This is a genomic window from Subtercola frigoramans (assembly GCF_016907385.1).
Lineage (GTDB): Bacteria > Actinomycetota > Actinomycetes > Actinomycetales > Microbacteriaceae > Subtercola > Subtercola frigoramans.
In genome coordinates this window covers 1,129,970-1,146,703 of record NZ_JAFBBU010000001.1, presented here as the reverse complement: position 1 = coordinate 1,146,703, position 16,734 = coordinate 1,129,970, and the positions used below count along the sequence as shown (strand labels likewise).

Here is a 16,734-nt window from a genome sequence, read left to right as displayed (position 1 = left end):
GAGTACCAACGCTTCACGTCTGGATTGGGGCCGACGACGGGACTTGAACCCGTAACCCCCGCTTTACAAGAGCGGTGCGCTACCAATTGCGCCACGTCGGCAGGTCGAACACCCCATTCTAGTCATGCGTAGGGCGGGGACGACGCACGAGGCACGGCCTGGACGGCGCAGTGTCGCCCGGACCCCAACACGAACGCGGGACCGCGCTACGAAGCCGGGGTCGGGGTTGGAGTAGCGCTCGACGACGACTGGCCGGAGACCTGCAGTACGAAGTTCGCAAACGCATTGGCGTCGGTCAGCGAGCCCTGGTACTGCTGGCCGTCGACGAGGACCGTCGGCGTACCCGTGACCTTTGCCAGAGTCGAGCCGGGAAGAGGCTCGGTTGTCGCCCGTGTGGTGGAGTCGGCGACCCAGCCCTTGAAGTCCTGGTTCGTGATGCACGAGTTGATGGTGTCTGTCGACCCCGCGCCAGACTGTTTCACGTAATCCTGGAGCTGGGCATCCGTGAGGCCCGAGGTGTTCTCGGCCGGTTGGTTCGTGAAGAGCAGCGAGTTGAAGTCGAAGAAGTTGTTCGGCGAGTAGTTGGCCACGCAGGCTGCAGCATTCGCTGCGCGGGTCGAGTACTTGGTACCGAGAGACGACCGGTCGAGCAACGAGAGAGGATGCACCTCGTATGTTGCTGCACCCTGAGTCAGCCACTTGCTGATCTGTTCGGTGTTCGTTGTCTCGAACTGACCGCAGTAGGGGCACATGTAGTCGATGTACACGCGGATGTCGAGCACACCGGTGGGGTTTGCCGCACTCGGGGTGGGCTGCTCACCGGCAGCGAGGGCCGGGGTTGTGACGGCGACGTTGCCGGTCGTGATCTTTATGCCGTCGCTTGCCATGTTGAGGGGGCCTGGGCCCGCGGTCTTGACGGAGCTGGCGACGATCAGAACGACGCAGACGATGATGGCTACAACGACGACGCCGATTCCGCTGAACAGGATCCACCTGTTGCGGAGGTCTTTCTTGCGCTGCTCTTCGCGGAGAACCTTCGCCTTCTCGCGGGCAGCCTCGCGACGCTGGTTCTTGCTCTGGCGACTGTCTTCGGGTCGGCCGTTGGTCATACGTGTTGCTCCGGAGTTCGAGAGGGAGGGAGAAAGAAGAAGTCGGGGTAGTGCGGCGCAATCGCTTGCAGCCACCAACCGATAGTAATGAATGACCCTGAGAATGCCCTAACCACGTCCTCCACAGGCGCCCAACCGAAGACGGTATCCAACTCCCCGGGATCCGGATGGCCGCCCGGGCAGCACCATGACATACTGAGGGGTGGGCCACCACTGACGCTGGCTCATAGTCCATCACAACGGATCGTCCGGCACGTACCTGCCGGTGAAGGAGTAGTACAACCATGGCATCAGTCACGTTTGATCACGCAACACGGCTCTACCCGGGCTCGACCCGCGCAGCAGTCGACCAGCTCAACCTCGAAACCGCCGACGGCGAGTTCCTGGTTCTCGTCGGCCCCTCGGGCTGCGGAAAGTCCACCTCGCTCCGCATGCTCGCCGGCCTCGAAGAGGTCAACTCGGGCAACATCTTCATCGGGGACCGAAACGTCACCGACGTTCCGCCGAAAGACCGCGATATCGCGATGGTCTTCCAGAACTACGCTCTCTACCCGCACATGACCGTCGCTGAGAACATGGGCTTCGCTCTCAAGATCGCCGGCGTCAACAAAGACGAACGTGCAACCCGCGTCCTCGAAGCCGCGAAGCTGCTCGACCTCGAGCCCTACCTCGGCCGCAAGCCCAAGGCGCTCTCCGGTGGCCAGCGCCAGCGTGTCGCGATGGGCCGGGCCATCGTGCGCCAGCCCCAGGTGTTCCTGATGGACGAGCCGCTGTCGAACCTCGACGCCAAGCTGCGCGTTCAGACCAGGACCCAGATCGCTTCGCTCGTTCGTCGCCTCGGCGTCACCACGGTCTACGTCACGCACGACCAGACCGAAGCCCTCACCATGGGCGACCGTATCGCTGTTCTGAAAGATGGACTGCTCCAGCAGGTCGGCACACCACGCGACCTGTACGAGAAGCCGTCCAACGTCTTCGTCGCCGGATTCATCGGCAGCCCGGCAATGAACCTGTTCGTCGCTGACGTGGTCGACGGCGGTGTGCAGTTCGGTACCTCGGTCATCCCGGTCGAGCGCGAGCTGCTCGCCTCAGTGAATGCCAAGACGGTCACGATCGGTGTGCGCCCCGAAGACATCGTCGTCGCTGAGACGTTCGGCGAGGGCCTCCCGGTCGACATCGACCTGATCGAAGAGCTTGGCGCTGACGGCTACCTCTATGGCCACGCCGACATCAACGGCAAGCGCACCGACCTCGTCACCCGTGTCGACGGCCGCGTGCACCCGAACGCCGGCGAGAAGGTCTATCTCACCGCCAAGCCCGGTCACCTTCACCTCTTCAACAACGAGAGCGGCGAGCGCATCGGCAACCGGCCAGTCGTCGCCGCGTAGCCAGAAGCATCCACCACACAGGCCGAGCCTGTCGGTTTTCGTCGCATCGAGGCGAATTCCGGCAGGCTCGTTCTGTTTCACCGCTCCAGTTAAGCTGGATCAACCGAGCTGAGGAGCTTTTGTGAGTGGCTCACTGAACATCACTGCCGCAACCGTCGATCCTGCACTTCTCGACCTGCCGTGGCATCTTCCGCTCGACCAGTGGCCGGTCGAGAACATCGCGCTGCTCCCCAAGGGCATTTCGCGTCACCTCGTTCGGTTCGCCCACCTCAGCGGCCATGTCATCGCAATCAAAGAGACCACCGACGAGATGGCCAAGCGCGAGTACGCCATGCTGCGCAACCTGCAGGCCCTCGACATCCCGTGCGTCGACCCGCTCGCCGTCATCACCAATCGCACCGACGGCAACGACATGCCCCTCAACTCTGTGCTCGTGACCCGTCACCTGAAGTTCTCGCTGCCGTATCGCGCACTCTTCTCCCAGACCCTCCGCCCCGACACGGCGACAAGGCTGGTGGATGCTCTGGCCGTGCTGCTCGTCCGCCTGCACATCATCGGCTTCTTCTGGGGCGACGTCTCCCTCTCGAACACCCTGTTCCGACGCGACGCCGGTGCTTTCGCTGCCTACCTGGTCGACGCGGAGACCGGCCAGCTCTATGGAGGCGGGCTCTCGAACGGCCAGCGCGAGAACGACCTCGAGATCGCCCGGGTCAACATCGCCGGCGAGCTCATGGACCTCGAGGCCGGCGGCCGTGTCGCCGACGAACTCGACCCCATTCGCATCAGCGACGGCATCGTGGCTGCCTACCGCTCACTCTGGAAGGAACTCACCGGCTCCGAGTCGTTCTCGACCTCGGAGCGGTGGCGCATCAGCGAGCGTGTCGACCGCCTCAATGAGCTCGGCTTCGACATTGAGGAACTGGCGATCAAGACCGACGAGTCCGGCACGACCGTGCGCATCCAGCCTAAGGTCGTGGATGCTGGCCATCACCAGCGCCGGTTGCTGAGGCTCACCGGGCTCGACACCGGCGAGAACCAGGCCAGGCGCCTGCTCAACGACCTCGATTCCTACACGCTTCGTTTCGGGCGCAAGGATTACGACGAAGAGATGCTGGCCCACGAATGGCTGGCCAAAGTGTTCGAGCCGGTGATGCGGGCCATCCCCCGGGATCTCAAGGGCAAGCTCGAGCCGGCCGAGGTCTTTCACCAACTGCTCGAACACCGCTGGTTCATGAGCCAGCAGGAGAGCCGCGATGTGCCGCTCGCAGAGGCTCTCACGTCGTACATCAACGACATTCTGCGCCACCGCCGCGATGAAGCGACAGTCGTCGGGCCGCCGACCGGCCTCATAACGCTGCCCATCACCGTGCAGGCGGGCGCGGTGAGCGACGAGGACGAAGACGACGAGGACGACCAGCTCGGCACCGACCCGGCCTCGCTCGAGGCGGAGCCGGACTGGCGCCTGAAGGTCTGACGGGCATCCTGAGCCCCCCGCGCGAGACGCGCCGCGCTAAGAGCGAGTGCCCGTTCAGGGCACCCGCCGCGCGAGACGCGCCGCGCTAAGAGCGAGTGCCCGTTCAGGGCACCCGCTGCGCTCGCCTTTAGTGCTTCAGCGCGCGAAGGCGCGAGATCTCGTAGAGCGTCACGCTCGCCGCGATGCCCGCGTTCAGCGATTCGGTCGACGCGCTGATCGGAATGGAGACCACAGCGTCGCACGTCTCGGTGACGAGCCGCGACAGGCCCTTGCCCTCGCTGCCCACCACAATGACGATCGGGCCGGTGGCGAAGTCGAGTTCGGGAAGCGAAGTGTCTCCCCCGCCGTCGAGGCCGATGACGAAGGCGCCCTTCTGCTTCAACGCCTTGAGCGTCTGGGTGAGGTTGGGGGCCATTGCCACGGGCGTACGTGCAGCCGCACCGGCAGAGGTCTTCCACGCCGAGGCGGTGAGCCCGACCGAGCGTCGCTGCGGAACGATGACGCCCTGGCCGCCGAACGCCGCCGTCGAGCGGATGATCGCCCCGAGGTTGCGCGGGTCGGTGATGCCGTCGAGCGCCACCAGCAGGGGCACTTCGCCGCGGGCGAGCACCTCGTCGTAGAGGTCGACCGGATGCGCGTAGACGTACGGCGGAACCTTGAGGGCAACGCCCTGATGCACAGCGTCGAAGCCGGCCAGGCGGTCGAGCTCTGGCCTCATGACCTCGAGAATCGGGATTCCTCTGCTCGTCGCGAGCTGCAGGAGCTCCTTGACGCGCTCGTCGTACTCGATGCGGGTAGCGATGTAGAGCGCCGTGGCAGGGATCTTCGCGCGGAGCGCTTCGACGACGGAGTTGCGGCCGGTCACGACCTCGCTCTCCTCATTTCCGCGCTGGGCGCGGCGTTGCTGGCGTGCCGGCTCCTGGGGAGCCCCGGCAGCGCTGCCCGTGCGGGCGGCAGGGCCGCCACGAGGGGCTGGGCCGCGCCCGGCGATGCGCGGCTGGGTGGGAGCGCCGGGCTTGCCCTTGCCTCCGGCAGCGGCATAGCGCTCTTTAGCTGCCTTGGCCTTGCCTGCGGGATGGTACGGGCGGTCTTCGGCTTTGGGCGTGGGCTTCTTGCCCTCGAGGGCCTGGCGACCCTGGCCACCTGAACCGACTTGCGGCCCCTTGCTGGTGCGCCGAACAGCGCCGGGACGCCCGGGCTTCTTGCCTGAACTAGCCATCAAAACTCCAATGTGCACCCGCCTGGGTGTCTTCAATAGTGATTCCCGCCTGGCCGAGCTCGTCGCGGATGCGATCGGCAGTGGTGAAATCTCGTGCTTTCCGTGCGGTTTCGCGATCCTCGAGCAGACGCTCAACCAGGCTGGCGAGTGCCGTTCCGGTTGAGCCCTCTGTGCCGGTCTCCCACATCTCATCGAGTGGGTTGATGCCGAGCACGCTCGTCATCGCAAAGACCTGGCCGAGCAGTCTCGCCGCCTCGCCGAAATCCTCTGAGTCGAGCGCTTGGTTGCCCGTGCGCACGGTTTCGTGCAGCACTCCGAGCGCCTGGGGAACGCTCAGATCGTCGTTCATCGCCTCGCGAAAGGCATCAGGAACCACTTCAACTGTAGACGATGCGAATCGGGTGCCCTCCAGCCGGCGTACCGCGCGGTCGAGAAACCCTTCGATGCGGCCGAGTGCGGCCTCTGCTTCGGCCAGCGCACCGTCGTGGAATTCGAGTGTCGAACGGTAGTGGGCCGCGCCGAGGTAGTACCTGATCACCAGAGGTTTCGCCTGGCCCAGCAGCTCTGCTGCAAACACCGAGTTGCCGAGCGATTTGCTCATCTTCTGGCCCGTCACCGAGACGAGACCGTTGTGCAGCCAGTAGTTCGCAAAACCATCACCGGCCGCCCGGGACTGCGCCAGCTCGTTCTCGTGGTGCGGGAACCGGAGGTCGAGCCCACCGCCATGGATGTCGAACTGTGGGCCGAGGTACCGCGTCGACATCGCCGAGCATTCGATGTGCCAGCCGGGGCGCCCTTCGCCCCACGGGCTCGACCACGAAGCCGAGAGCGGTTCGCCCTCTTTGTGGCCCTTCCAGAGCGCGAAATCCCTGATGTCGCGCTTGCCTCGAGGGTCGGAGTCGGTGGCCGCGGCCATGTCACCGGGCTTCTGGTGTGTCAGCTCGCCGTACTCGGGCCACGAGACCGTGTCGAAGTAGACATCGCCGGAACCGTCTTCTGCGGCGTAGGCGTGCCGGGCATCCACCAGCCGCTCGATGATGGCGATCATCTCGGAGATGCTCGCCGTGGCGCGCGGTTCATACGTGGGTGGCAGAACGCCGATCGCCTGGTACGCAGCGGTGAATTCGAGTTCGGTGCGATACGCGAGCGCCCACCACTGTTCGCCAGAGGCAGCAGCATTGACGAGGATCTTGTCGTCGATGTCTGTGACATTGCGAATGAAGGTGACGTCGAACCCGCTGTAGCTGAACCAGCGGCGCAGCTGGTCGTAGGCGAGAGCAGACCGCAGGTGACCGATGTGGGGCGAAGACTGCACCGTCGGGCCGCACACGTACACACCGACCCGGCCGGGAACCAGGGGAACAAAATCCACAAGGCTGGCGAGCTTGGTGTCATACAGGCGAAGAGTCACCGACCCAGTTTAGGGCTTGGGTGTCCACGGGTTACGAGGCTCGCTCCGTGCACTCCTCTTACTGGGCGAGGTGCGCCGCGCAGCTACTGGGCGGGGTGCACCACGCAGCTCGCAATCGCCAGGACACCCTCGTTCCGCCCGGTGAACCCGAGTCCGTCTGTCGTCGTGGCCGAAACGGTGACGGGCGCGCCAAGCTGGGCCGACAGAACGGCCTGCGCTTCGAGACGTCGCGGCGAGAACAGCGGGCGGTTCGTCACGAGCTGCACCGACACGTTCGCGATTCGGAATCCTGCGCCGGCGAGCAGGGCGGCAGTGTGGCGCAGGAAGACGTCGCCGTGGGCCCCTTCGAATCTCGGGTCCGCAGTGCCGAAGACACTGCCGAGGTCACCGAGACCCGAGGCGGAGAGCAGTGCGTCGCAGATCGCGTGGACCACCGCGTCGCCGTCGCTGTGGCCGACGAGCCCACGCTCCCCCGGCCAGAACAGGCCCGCGAGCCACAACTCCTCAGCGTGCTCCGGCACTGGTGCGGCCTCCGGCGTGCCGACGAACTCCGCATCGGCGTCGGCCTCGGGATGCCCGGGGCCGCCGGTCACGAAGGCATGAGCATCGAGGCCGACGCCGGTGCGCCACGCGCGGTGTTCGGGTGCCGGCGCGAGTTCCTGCTCGGCCCGACGCAGGTCCCACGCCGTCGTGATCTTGAACGCGAGCGGGTCTCCGTGGATGATGGCGACCTCGAACCCGGCGGCGGCAACCAGGGCGGCATCGTCGGTGAACTCGTCAGCCGCGAATTCGTAGGCCCGCTGCAGCTGCTGCCGCGGGAACCCCTGCGGCGTCTGCACCGCAGAGAGCTCGGAACGGTCGACGGTTGCGAGAGCGAGGCCGAATCCGTCCGTTCTCTTGATGGTGTCGCTCACCGGCAGCCCGGGGACGGCGCCCCTGCCGGCGCTCCGCACCTCGTCGATGACGGAGGCGAACTGGGCCGTCGGCGTGAGCGCGCGAGCCGCGTCGTGCACCAGGACGATGTCGACGGACTCGGCAAGGGCGGCAAGTCCGGCCTCGACAGAGGCCTGCCGACTCTCTCCGCCCACGACCACGGTCGCATACCCCACGGCGGCGCCTGCGACCTGGGCGACAATGTCACCTGCCTGCTCGACCCGGTCTGCCGGAACGACCACGACAACCTGCGTCTCGTCGTCGAGCGCGAAGATCGCGTCGAGCGACCGCGAGAGGATGGGCCTGCCGGCGAGGCTCACGAACGCCTTGGGCTGGCCGAGGCCCAGGCGTGTTCCGCTGCCGGCCGCGACAACGATGACGGCTACGGATGGTCGGAGAATCGCTGCAGGCACTGACCCAGTATGCACGGCCAGACAACCGGCGAGCCAGACGTCGACGTCAGTGGCAAGGTATGGCAGGCGTCAGGCCCACGCCGAGGGCGCTCCTCGTGCAGCCTCGAGCTGGGCGTACCGATAGGCTAATCTCGTTGTGCCAATTCTGGAGGGTTTTGTGAAAGCTCGGTTCGCCTCAAGTATTCTTGTCGCCGCTTTGATCGCGGTCGGCGCGTCGGGTTGCGCATTCATCACGCCCCAGGCCACCACCACCATCAAAGAGGCTGCAGACGGGGTCGAGGGCAATGTCAGCCCCGACATCGCCATGCGGAACACGACGCTCATCAGTGACGACGGCAAGGCCGCCAGCCTCATCGTGACTCTGGTCAACGTCGGGGAATCCGGTAACCAGGTCAACATCCAGTACGTCAACGCCGCTGGAACCCAGGTCACCGAAAACGCGTTCGTGAACGCACACAGCACGCTCACCCTCGGCGGCCTCACCGACAAGAAGATCACGTTCACCGGCCTCGACACCAAGGCTGGCGCCCTGTTCCCGGTCTTCTTCCAGTACGGCACCCAGACCGGCACCAAACTGCTGGTTCCGGTACTCACGAGCGACTGGCCCCAGTTCGCCGGGCTCGCCCCGAAGGTCACCTCGGGCAAGTAACGAACCCGCACTTTCGCCGATTGAGTAGCCCGACGCAGCCGTGCGTATCGAAATCCCCACGGAATCCGGTTTCGATACGCCCGGCCGGAAGCGTCCGGCCGGGCTACTCAACCAGCGAAACGGTCAGGCCTCGAAGCGGTACCCGAGGCCTCGCACCGTCACCAGGAGCACGGGCTCCGAGGGCGACTTCTCGATCTTCGACCGGATCCGCTTGATGTGTACGTCGAGCGTCTTGGTGTCACCGAAGTAGTCAGAACCCCAGACCCGGTCGATCAACTGGCCGCGGGTGAGTACCCGGCCAGCGTTTCGCAGCAGCAGCTCGAGAAGCTCGAACTCCTTCAGCGGCATCGGGGTGTCCCGACCATCCACTGCCACGGTGTGTCGCTCGACGTCCATCCGCACCGGCCCTGCCTCGAGCACGGGCTCGCCGAGCTCGCTGGCTTCGGTGTGGCGACGCATGACGGCGCGGATGCGTGCCAGCAGCTCCCGGGACGAATACGGCTTGGTCACATAGTCGTCTGCGCCCAGTTCCAACCCGACCACGATATCGACCTCTGAGTCCTTCGCGGTCAGCATGATGATGGGCACCTGCGAGGTGACCCGCACCTGCCGGCAGACTTCGTTGCCCGGGATTCCGGGGATCATCAGGTCGAGAAGGATCAGGTCGACGCCGCCCTGGCTGAATTCGGCGAGCGCCGAAGGGCCGTCAGCGGCAACGGTGACCTCGTAGCCTTCGCGCTTCAGAAGGTAGGCGAGGGGTTCGCTCAACGCGATCTCGTCTTCGACCAAGAGGATGTGGGTCACTGCTGTTCTCCTAACGGGGTCGCCGCGGCGTGGGACGCCTCTGGCAACCGGATGGTGAAGGTCGATCCGTGTGCGATCTGCGACCACACCCGAATGTCTCCACCGTGGTTTTCGACGATGTGTTTCACAATGCTGAGCCCGAGGCCCGTGCCTCCGGTGTTGCGCGAGCGAGCCTGGTCGACCCGGAAGAATCGTTCGAAGACGCGGCCGAGGTCTTCTTCGGGGATGCCCACACCCTGGTCGGTCACCGCAATCTCCACGATGCCCTCATGAACCCGAACGCCCACGCCGATTCGTGTGCCCTCCGGCGAATACTGCACCGCATTGGCGATCAGGTTGTGCAGCGCCAGGATCAGCAGGCCCTCGTCGCCGTAGACCTCGGCGCCGCGGTCACCGCCGCCCACGATCACCATGCGTTTGGCATCGACCTGAACGTGATTCTGGTCGATCGCGCTCGTGACCACGTGGTCCACGTCGACCAGTTCGGCGTCGGTGAGCACATCGGCGGCCTGCAGGCGCGAAAGTTCGATGATCTCGCGGGTGATGCGCCCGAGACGCACCGCTTCGGTTTCGAGCCGCTTGGCGAAGCGGCGGACTTGCTCCGGATCATCCGATGCCGGTTCGAGAGCCTCGGCGAGCAGCGAGATCGCCCCAATGGGCGTCTTGAGCTCATGCGAGATGTTGGCGATGAAGTCACGCCTGACCTCTTCGAGGCGGTGAGCCTCTGTGCGGTCGTCCGCCAGCAGGAGCAGGTACCGGGTGCCCAGCCTCGCCACACGCACCGAGAGATGGATGGTGGCCTCGCCGAAGGGCCCCCTGGCCAGACTCAGTTCCTTGCTGGCCGGAACTCCTGTGCGACGCACCGAGTCGACCATGGCGACGAGCTCCGGATGAACGAGACCCTGGTTCCACACGAGGCCGAACGCCAGCGCGGCGGGCGACGCCTTGACTACGTTGTTCGAGGCATCGAGCACCACACCGGCCGAATCGATGGCGTCGATCACCTGGTCGACGCCGTCGGGAACGGAGGGGTCGATGATGGTTGCTGCGTGGTCGCCACGCCGCGAGGCGGCGAACAGAACGAACACGAAGACAGTGCCCACTGCGAGGCCGAGTGCCACAGAGAGCAGCACCAACAAGCCTGAATCCATAGCGACTACACTAATGACTCCCGCCAGTCACGGACTGTGTTGGGCCCCTCGCAGGGCCCGGGTCGCACGATGTTCAGGTGTTCTGCACCTTCCGTTAACCTCGTACAGGGAAGATAGCGAAGCCGCTAGAGAGGATCACCACCACATGCGCGAGGTATTCCAGCAGGAACTCCGCGAAGTGCAAGAACGCCTGGTCGAGATCAGCCGCCTTGTTGTCATCGCCATCACGAACGCCACCACTGCCTTCAACGAATCGAACGTCTCCCTGGCCGAACAGGTCATCGCCGACGACCCGAAGATCGACACCCTGGCGTCAGACCTCGACGAACTCGCGATCAGCATCATGGCTCTTCAACAGCCCGTCGCGAGAGACCTGCGGATTGTGGTGAGTGCGCTGCGCATGAGCGCGTCGCTCGAGCGAATGGGCGACATCGCCCAGCACATCGCCCAGCTCGCCCGGTACCGCTACCCCGAGAAGGTGGCCAAAGAGAGCCTGCTCGGCACCTTCAACGAGATGGGCCGCCTCGACGTGCTGGTCGCCCAGAAGCTGAGCCTTCTGATAGAGACAGAAGACCTCGACCTGGCTGACGAGATCCGCGATGTCGACGACCGCATCGACGAGTTGCACCTCAGCGTGTTCGAGGCCGTGCTGAGCGAGAGCTGGGGCGGCACCTCGGTCAACACCGTCGACGTCACACTGGCGTCGCGGTACCACGAGCGTTTCGCTGACCACGCGGTGAGCATCGCGAAGAAGGTCAAGTACCTGGCGACCGGCGAGTGGACCGGCAGCGGCAACCGCTGACACCCCCTTACAGAGAGAAGCCCCGGGCCATCAGGCCCGGGGCTTCTCTCTCTCGCTCACTGAGCGCGCCGGCAGTGCCTCATGCCCGGTCATTGACGCGTCCCTGGTGCGCACAATCGTCCCGAAAAGCGGCGACTCAGGGACGTTTCGCCTCACCCACGACTCCGGGTGAGGTGGGCGCACGCCTCGCTACGCCGATTGAGTAGCGCGGTGAAGCAGCGTGTATCGAAATCCCTTCAGCGGGACTTATTTCTTGTTGCCCTGGGCGGCGACGGCAGCAGCACCGGCAGCAGCAGCCTCGGGGTCGAGGTACACGGCGGGCTTCGTCGGCACGAAGTTCTCGTCGAGCGTATAGACCAACGGGATGCCCGTGGGAATGTTGAGCTCGGCGATGTCTTCGTCGGAGATGCCGTCGAGGTGCTTGACCAGCGCGCGCAACGAATTGCCGTGGGCGGTGACGAGCACGGTCTTGCCTGCAGCGAGATCGACGGTGATGTCGGACTCCCAGTACGGCAGCATGCGGTCGACGACGTCCTTCAGGCATTCGGTGCGGGGCACAGCGTCACCGAGGTCTGTGTAGCGCGGGTCGCCCAGCTGCGAGTACTCGTCATCGTCGGCGATGGGGGGCGGCGGCACGTCGTACGAGCGGCGCCAGGTCTGGAACTGCTCTGGGCCGTATTCGGCGAGGGTCTGGGCCTTGTCTTTGCCCTGGAGCGCTCCATAGTGGCGCTCATTGAGCCGCCAGGAGCGCTTCACATCGATCCACAGTCTCCCGGCACCGGCGAGGGCGTAGTTCGCCGTGTCGATTGCGCGAACCAGCCGGGAGGTGTAGAGAATGTCGGGCGTGAGGCCCGAATCGGCGAGCAGCACGCCGGCGCGCTTGGCCTCACCGACCCCCTGCTCACTCAGGCCGACATCGACCCATCCGGTGAAGAGGTTCTTCTGGTTCCAGTCGCTGTTGCCGTGGCGCAACAGGATCAACGTGTAAGTCTCAGCCATGGTTTTAGTCTAGGACTATGCCCATCGGCGAGATCACCCGCGGAACCACGAACACGAACCGGCTGAGACGGGTCGACCGGTACCTGGCGACCCTTCCGATCCTGCTCACCGCCACCGACCCTGTCGTGGTCGACCTGGGTTTCGGGGCGAGCGCGGTGACCGCGCTCGAACTCCACCATCGCTTGGCGAAGGCCCGACCAGACGTCGAAGTCGTCGGAGTCGAGATCTCCCCCGAGCGCGTTCTGGCGGCACAGCGACAACTCGCCGAGGTCAGGGAGGGAGGCACCGTGTTTGCGGCTGATGCACGAGTGAGTTTCACGGTCGGAGGGTTCGAGACACCTCTTACCGGGCACTGTGGGGCAGCGATCATCCGAGCCTTCAATGTGCTCCGGCAGTACGACGAGAGTGACGTCGCAGGGGCCTGGGCGCTCATGGTGGGTCGGCTGCAGCCCGGCGGGGTTCTCGTTGAGGGTACGTGCGATGAGATCGGGCGCGTCTCGAGCTGGGTGACGGTCGACGCGGTGGGGCCCCGGTCGTTGACGATCTCGCTGCGACTGTCCGGGCTCGAACGCCCGTCGATCGTGGCGGAACGCCTGCCGAAGGTACTGATCCATCGCAACGTCGAGAGTGAGGGCATCCATCGCCTGCTGGTCGAACTCGACCGCGCGTGGCAGTACAACGCGCCGCTCTCGGTCTACGGGCCCCGCCAGCGGTGGGTCGCGAGTGTTCGTTCGCTTGCCGCCGCCGGGTGGCCTGTGCTGGGCACGGTTACGCGTTGGAAGCTCGGCGAACTCACCGTGGCATGGAGTGCAGTTACGCCGCTGACATAGCTACTCGGCCCGGTCAGCTCGGCCCCGGCCAGCTCGGCCCCGGCCTCAGGCGGGCAGGGCCTCAGGCCGGCAGGCTCGGCAGCGAAGCCCGGGCTTCGGCCGCCGAGAGCCCTGTGGCGGTCAGCAGGTCCATCACCAGAGGCCGCAGCTCGAGTACGACAGAGACCTCGACCATGGTGTTGTCGGGGAAGAGTTCGTCGGGGTCGAGCCTTACAGCAATCAGAATGAGATGCTGGCGAACCAGCGGGCGCACAAGTGGGTCGGTGAGGCTCTGCTCGAGCAGGCTCAGTGCGCCGACCAGACCGTCGAAGAGGTCGGCGAACTGTGGGCGCGGCTGGCCGTCGCGCATGACCACAGTGAGCCGCCTGATCACCACGCGCAGGTCGCGGATGGCCAGGTCGATGCCCGCCAGCATGACCTTCTGCCGATTCAACTCCGGCAGACGCCGGCGGAGGAACGGCGAGATCCGAGCGACCCCGAGTGCCGATTCGAGCGAGGTGCGCCACTGGTCGACCAGCGGCTGGGTGCGCCGGGCGCCTTCGAGCACACGATAGACATCGTTGTCGGGGCCGCGCCGCAGCTCGGCAACCAGATCGGTGACGAGGTCGGAGAACACCCGCAGCACGCGCCGCGCATCGGCCAGCTCGCCCCGGCGAGGGTCACGGGGAATCAACGCCGTCGCGGCGAGGGCGATCGCACCCCCGACCAACCCGTCGATGGTTCTTGTGAACGGGCCACCGACCACAACCGGAAGCATTGCGACGAGGGCAGACTGTACGCCGGCGATCACCGCGAACCCGGGTGCGGGCGAGAGAATGCGCGCGATGAACAAGGTGACCGCGACACTCAGCCCGAGCTGCCAGACGCCCTGCCCGAATGCCAACAGGATCACCTCGCTCAAGGTGATGCCGAGGGTGATGCCGATCGCCGTTTCGAGCACGCGAACTGGCCGCGCATCCCTAACGAAGCCGAGACTCGACAGGGTGACTGTCGCTGCGGTGATCGGAGCCGCGTGGCCGAGACCGAAGTGGGTGACCGAGTATGCCGCGACCACAGCGACCGAGAGCTGCAGGATGGCGGGTGCCGACGCACCCGCGCGGCGAACCCCTGCCCGCGTCGCTGAACCGAGCCAGCGGGAGAAGCCGGCCGCACGGTCGGCGGCCGCCGAGCCTGGCGCAGTGGCCGGCCCCTGTGGATTCGATGTCGGTGGCACGCGCACTCAGCCCTACCGGCGCTGGGCGCCCAGCCGCGGCAGGCGAGGAATGCGACCGACGGCGGCCCCCGCCTCCGGAGGTACGATGACTTCCTGCGAAGCCGGCACGAGGATCGACTCGCTGGCCACGGCGAGGAGAGTGTCGACCGGTGTCGACCGCTTCACCAGGGCCAGGGCGATCGGGCCGAGCTCGAAATGCAGGGCGCTCGAAGTGATGATGCCCACCGTGTTCTCGGGGTCATCGAGAATCACGACTGCATCTCCCGCCGCCGGCAGCACCGCGTCAGAGCCATCGAGATGCAACATCACCAGGCGCCGAGGCGGATGGCCCAGGTTGTGCACCTTCGCCACGGTCTCCTGACCCCGGTAGCAGCCCTTGTTGAGGTGCACGGCGGAGCGGATCCAGTCGACCTCGTGGGGTATCAGCTTCTCGTCGGCCTCAGAGCTGAGGCGCGGGCGCCAGGCGGCGATTCGCAGTGCTTCAGCGGCGAGCACGCCTGCAACCTCGATGTGCTGTTCCGAAGCCCGCTGAACGAGAGCGGGCAGATCGGCCCGCTCGACAAGTGTCTCCCTCCACGGGAAGTCCTCGCCGGGATGCTGCTCGACCGCGGCATACTGGTGGCCCCCGGCTGCCACAGCATTCCACGGATCGCTCCAGGTGAGGTTGATGCCTGCAGGAGCGGCGGCGAACGCTTCGATGATCGACGCACTGTCAATGCCGGCGCCCACGCCGCCGGCGCCCGACAGCGCAGGCTCCTGCGGTGGCATCCAACCGATCGTGGCGAACTCAGCGGTGCGGTCGACAACCTCGACCCGCAGCGTGAACCTCATTCGGTCGAGCCAGGTCACGAGTGCGACCGTCTCCGAGGCATCCACCAGCAGCCAGGCCGTCACCCCATCGTCGAAGACCCGGATGGCGTGTTCGACGTGACCGCTGGGGTCGAGCAGCAGAGTTTCGGTCGAACTGCCCGCAACAAGGCCCTTGAGCGCCTGGCTGGTGACAGAGTCGAGCCAGCCCAGGCGGTCGGGGCCGGAGACCGAGATGACCCCGCGGTTCGAGAGATCGACGATCGCACCGTCACGCAGGAGCCGTTGTTCACGCAGCGGGTTGCCGTAGTGCGCTGCGACTCCGGCGTCTTCACCGCCGGAGTCGACGGCACCGGGCAACGCGAGAAATGGTGACGTCATGTGTTCACTGTCAATCTGTTTTGGCGAGGCGGGCCGAGGCGTGCGTGCGCAGATCCTGCCCGAGCGCTGCGATGTCCCAGGCCCAGAGGAGATGCCCGGACACCAATCCATAGATGCGAGTCGCGGCAGAGTATTCCTTCGCCGAATGCGAACGCATCACAGCGTCTGTCGCGAGGTCGATGCGAGCGGCCTTGACCTGGCCGATGTAGAGCTCGTCGACACCGCCGGGGTGCAGCAACGACACCTCGATGTCGAATCCGCCCTCGGCGTTGCGGAGCCCCTCGACGGCATCAGTCGAGGCATAGGGGCGCGGGTCGGCACCCGGCAGCATTCCGGGCCCTGGGTCACCCTCGACCGAGGGCCGGCTGAGTCGCCAGTACCCCATCTCGGTGACGAGCGGCGTCTGCTTCTCGTCGAGCAACCATGAATACGAGCTGTAGTTCAGATACGGGAGGCCATCATGGCTGAAGCTGATGCGCTGGCCGAATTCGTGGCTGACCTTCTCGTCGCCGACGGCATAGTCGATGACACCGGTGCCTTCCCAGACGCCGAGCAGCCACGAGAGTGGCACGATCTCGGGAGGGAGCCCCGAAGGCAGGTCGATCATCCGGTGACCGCTGTCAGCAGAGATCAGCGCTGCCCACGGAACAGGCGCAGAAGGATGACGATGGAGGTGAAGGCGATGCCGACCCCGGCGAGACCGAGGAGCCCGAGGTAGAAGAGTTCAAGAGGCACGTATGACATGCCTCAATCTTAGAGGTTGCTCTGCTCACGTTTGGGCCCCTGTGCGAGAGTGGATGGCTCTCTCGCCAGCCGAAGTAGGTGTCTGGGCGTGCCTGGGGCTCAGGAGACCAGTGCAAGAACCGCTGTGGCCAGCCCCAGGATGACGAACGAACCGGCCACGCCCGCAGCGACCCTGTCGACGAAGCCCTCTGGATGCGTGAACGCCAGCTGCACAATGAACGTCACGATCACGAGTGCACCGAGCACCGCAGGGAGGTACACGAAGTACTGCGCCGGTGGCGAGAAGACGCCAACCAGCACCGCGCCCACGAGCGCGAGAAGCCACACCGGCACCACGCTCCTGGCCAGGAGGATGCCCTTTTGCTCGATAACCACAGCACCATTGTGCCCGATGCGAATGGGATTCT

16 protein-coding genes and 1 tRNA gene are annotated in these 16,734 nt (G+C 65.6%); 5 read left to right on the top strand and 12 right to left on the bottom strand.

Translation table 11 applies throughout. The annotated features are described in order from the left end of the window. Positions 1 to 25: 25 nt before the first annotated feature. Together JOE66_RS05530 and JOE66_RS05525 are read right to left on the bottom strand one after the other, a co-directional pair. A tRNA-Thr gene (locus JOE66_RS05530) sits at positions 26 to 101 on the bottom strand. Positions 102 to 206: 105 nt separating this feature from the next. Continuing rightward, the gene (locus tag JOE66_RS05525) at positions 207 to 1,109 is read right to left on the bottom strand and encodes a DsbA family protein (protein WP_205107500.1); all 903 of its coding nucleotides are present in this window, start codon (positions 1,107 to 1,109) and stop codon (positions 207 to 209) included. Positions 1,110 to 1,393: 284 nt separating this feature from the next. Between JOE66_RS05525 and JOE66_RS05520 the strand changes: the two genes are divergently transcribed. Together JOE66_RS05520 and JOE66_RS05515 are read left to right on the top strand one after the other, a co-directional pair. Further along, positions 1,394 to 2,497: an ABC transporter ATP-binding protein gene (locus JOE66_RS05520; protein ID WP_205107498.1), complete on the top strand. Its 1,104-nt coding sequence runs from the start codon at positions 1,394 to 1,396 to the stop codon at positions 2,495 to 2,497. 121 nt (positions 2,498 to 2,618) lie between these two features. Further along, a complete protein-coding gene (locus JOE66_RS05515; RefSeq protein ID WP_205107496.1) occupies positions 2,619 to 3,971 on the top strand; it encodes a DUF4032 domain-containing protein in 1,353 nt (450 codons plus the stop codon). Positions 3,972 to 4,098: 127 nt separating this feature from the next. Here JOE66_RS05515 and rlmB read toward each other — a convergent pair whose 3' ends face one another. The 3 genes from rlmB to ispD form a co-directional block, all read right to left on the bottom strand. Next, positions 4,099 to 5,190, bottom strand: coding sequence for a 23S rRNA (guanosine(2251)-2'-O)-methyltransferase RlmB (gene rlmB / locus JOE66_RS05510; RefSeq protein ID WP_205107494.1), 1,092 nt, complete (start codon positions 5,188 to 5,190; stop codon positions 4,099 to 4,101). Continuing rightward, entirely contained in the window at positions 5,183 to 6,601 is a 1,419-nt protein-coding gene (gene cysS, locus JOE66_RS05505) for a cysteine--tRNA ligase (RefSeq protein WP_205107492.1), read from the bottom strand. The genes rlmB and cysS overlap by 8 nt, the downstream gene beginning before the upstream one ends. 83 nt (positions 6,602 to 6,684) lie before the next feature. Then, positions 6,685 to 7,947, bottom strand: coding sequence for a 2-C-methyl-D-erythritol 4-phosphate cytidylyltransferase (ispD, locus tag JOE66_RS05500; protein ID WP_307827065.1), 1,263 nt, complete (start codon positions 7,945 to 7,947; stop codon positions 6,685 to 6,687). Positions 7,948 to 8,083: 136 nt separating this feature from the next. Here ispD and JOE66_RS05495 point away from each other — a divergent pair, with 136 nt between their 5' ends. Continuing rightward, the gene (locus JOE66_RS05495) at positions 8,084 to 8,596 is read left to right on the top strand and encodes a hypothetical protein (protein WP_205107490.1); all 513 of its coding nucleotides are present in this window, start codon (positions 8,084 to 8,086) and stop codon (positions 8,594 to 8,596) included. A gap of 123 nt (positions 8,597 to 8,719) precedes the next feature. On the opposite strand, the gene JOE66_RS05490 is transcribed toward JOE66_RS05495, so the two are convergent. Both JOE66_RS05490 and JOE66_RS05485 read right to left on the bottom strand, forming a co-directional pair. Continuing rightward, the gene (locus JOE66_RS05490; protein ID WP_205107488.1) at positions 8,720 to 9,400 is read right to left on the bottom strand and encodes a winged helix-turn-helix domain-containing protein; all 681 of its coding nucleotides are present in this window, start codon (positions 9,398 to 9,400) and stop codon (positions 8,720 to 8,722) included. Next, positions 9,397 to 10,551 carry a sensor histidine kinase gene (locus JOE66_RS05485; RefSeq protein ID WP_205107487.1) on the bottom strand — a complete coding sequence of 385 codons (1,155 nt, stop codon included), beginning with the start codon at positions 10,549 to 10,551 and terminating at the stop codon, positions 9,397 to 9,399. Before JOE66_RS05485 ends, JOE66_RS05490 begins: the two co-directional genes overlap by 4 nt. Before the next feature lie 145 nt (positions 10,552 to 10,696). Between JOE66_RS05485 and phoU the strand changes: the two genes are divergently transcribed. Further along, positions 10,697 to 11,353: a phosphate signaling complex protein PhoU gene (gene phoU, locus JOE66_RS05480; protein ID WP_205107485.1), complete on the top strand. Its 657-nt coding sequence runs from the start codon at positions 10,697 to 10,699 to the stop codon at positions 11,351 to 11,353. Between the two features lie 246 nt (positions 11,354 to 11,599). Here the strand turns inward: phoU and JOE66_RS05475 are convergent, their stop codons facing one another. After that, on the bottom strand, positions 11,600 to 12,352 hold the full coding sequence (locus JOE66_RS05475; protein ID WP_205107483.1) for a phosphoglyceromutase: 753 nt from the start codon (positions 12,350 to 12,352) through the stop codon (positions 11,600 to 11,602). 17 nt (positions 12,353 to 12,369) lie between these two features. Between JOE66_RS05475 and JOE66_RS05470 the strand changes: the two genes are divergently transcribed. Then, positions 12,370 to 13,182 carry a class I SAM-dependent methyltransferase gene (locus tag JOE66_RS05470; protein ID WP_205107480.1) on the top strand — a complete coding sequence of 271 codons (813 nt, stop codon included), beginning with the start codon at positions 12,370 to 12,372 and terminating at the stop codon, positions 13,180 to 13,182. Positions 13,183 to 13,243: 61 nt separating this feature from the next. Here JOE66_RS05470 and JOE66_RS05465 read toward each other — a convergent pair whose 3' ends face one another. The 4 genes from JOE66_RS05465 to JOE66_RS05450 form a co-directional block, all read right to left on the bottom strand. Next, on the bottom strand, positions 13,244 to 14,395 hold the full coding sequence (locus JOE66_RS05465; protein WP_205107478.1) for an FUSC family protein: 1,152 nt from the start codon (positions 14,393 to 14,395) through the stop codon (positions 13,244 to 13,246). Between the two features lie 12 nt (positions 14,396 to 14,407). Then, positions 14,408 to 15,583, bottom strand: a complete 1,176-nt coding sequence (gene ygfZ, locus JOE66_RS05460; RefSeq protein WP_205107476.1) for a CAF17-like 4Fe-4S cluster assembly/insertion protein YgfZ — start codon at positions 15,581 to 15,583, stop codon at positions 14,408 to 14,410. 10 nt (positions 15,584 to 15,593) lie between these two features. Then, complete coding sequence (locus JOE66_RS05455) at positions 15,594 to 16,190, bottom strand: heme-binding beta-barrel domain-containing protein (RefSeq protein WP_205107474.1); 597 nt, start codon at positions 16,188 to 16,190, stop codon at positions 15,594 to 15,596. 236 nt (positions 16,191 to 16,426) lie between these two features. After that, the gene (locus JOE66_RS05450; protein ID WP_205107472.1) at positions 16,427 to 16,702 is read right to left on the bottom strand and encodes a hypothetical protein; all 276 of its coding nucleotides are present in this window, start codon (positions 16,700 to 16,702) and stop codon (positions 16,427 to 16,429) included. Positions 16,703 to 16,734 lie beyond the last annotated feature (32 nt).